Below are 1,143 nucleotides of genomic sequence, written 5' to 3'. Positions count from 1 at the left end.
CCGAGGCGACCCGCCCCCAGGCCGATGGGGACTAACGGAGCAATAAAGTCGGTCAGTTGTATAAAAGCCAGTTGATGTTTGCGAGCAAACAGCCAGGCAGCCACTAATACACCGGTAAGGCCGCCATGAAAACTCATGCCTCCTTCCCAGATTTTTAATAACCAAAGGGGGTTGGCCTGCAGTTGTTCGAGCCCGTAAAACAGCGCATAGCCCAGGCGGCCGCCAACGATGATGCCGATAGCCCCATAGAAGATCAGGTCGCCCATATCATCATGGCTTAGGCCGAGTCGGTGGGCGCGACGCCGACCCAACCACCAGGCGGCAACTAGCCCGATGACATACATCAAGCCATACCAGTGGATCTGAAGAGGGCCTATGGCGATGGCAATCGGATCGATTTGAGGATATTGCAGCATAGTCTTCCTTAAATGGTCATACCAGTTGATGTGTCTTCAGCAAAAATGCATCTTGCTAGGCTGTTTATCGTTGCCACTTCTCGATTTCTTGTATGACTCGCTCAACATCCTCGGGAGTGATGTAACCCGTGTGTTTGTAACGGATAGTACCTTCGGTATCGACCACGAAGCTTTCCGGCGCGCCATAAACACCCAGCTCAAAACCTAGGTTACCCTCTGGATCGAAGATATTGACTTCAAAAGGGTTCCCAAACTCTTCAAGAAACTCGAGTCCCTTTGCCTGGGTATCTTTGTAATTGATACCAACCAATCGGACGCCTCGCGTGGCCAGGTCCAATAACTGCGGCATTTCATGCTTGCAGGTCGGGCACCACTCTCCCCATACGTTGACCAATGTCACCTGACCTTCAAAAAGGGATTCATCAACGCGCCGCGAAGGGTTTTCCAGCGTCGTCAGGTTGAAGGTCGGAAACGGCTGAGCCAGTAGTGGGGAATCACGAGCGCTAGGATCCATTGATAAGCCCTGATAAAAGAAAAAGCTCAAGCCCAAAAAACCCAATAGGGGTAAAAACAGCAATATTCGCGATTTCACGTCTGCCCCTCATAAGTGGTAGGAAGTAAGTTTCCGCTGCGCATTGCCAATACCTGCAATAACCGCCCCAGAGCAGCATTGATGTGCTATCAGTCAAGTGCGTCTAGACCATAGGCGTTTCGCCAGCAGCGGCAG

At 51.6% G+C, this 1,143-nt stretch carries 2 protein-coding genes; both read right to left on the bottom strand.

Annotation, left to right across the window (positions count from 1 at the left end):
- A partial coding sequence (gene lgt, locus NH395_RS18325; protein WP_253026935.1) for a prolipoprotein diacylglyceryl transferase occupies positions 1–416 on the bottom strand: 416 nt, incomplete at its 3' end.
- Positions 417–480: 64 nt separating this feature from the next.
- Entirely contained in the window at positions 481–1,008 is a 528-nt protein-coding gene (locus tag NH395_RS18320; protein WP_085917812.1) for a DsbE family thiol:disulfide interchange protein, read from the bottom strand.
- Positions 1,009–1,143: the final 135 nt, after the last annotated feature.

The sequence above is a fragment of the Halomonas sp. Mc5H-6 genome (assembly GCF_024124705.1).
Classification (GTDB): Bacteria; Pseudomonadota; Gammaproteobacteria; order Pseudomonadales; family Halomonadaceae; genus Vreelandella; species Vreelandella subterranea.
The sequence above is the reverse complement of the archived record's forward strand: the minus strand, read 5'-3'. Positions and strand labels throughout refer to the sequence as shown.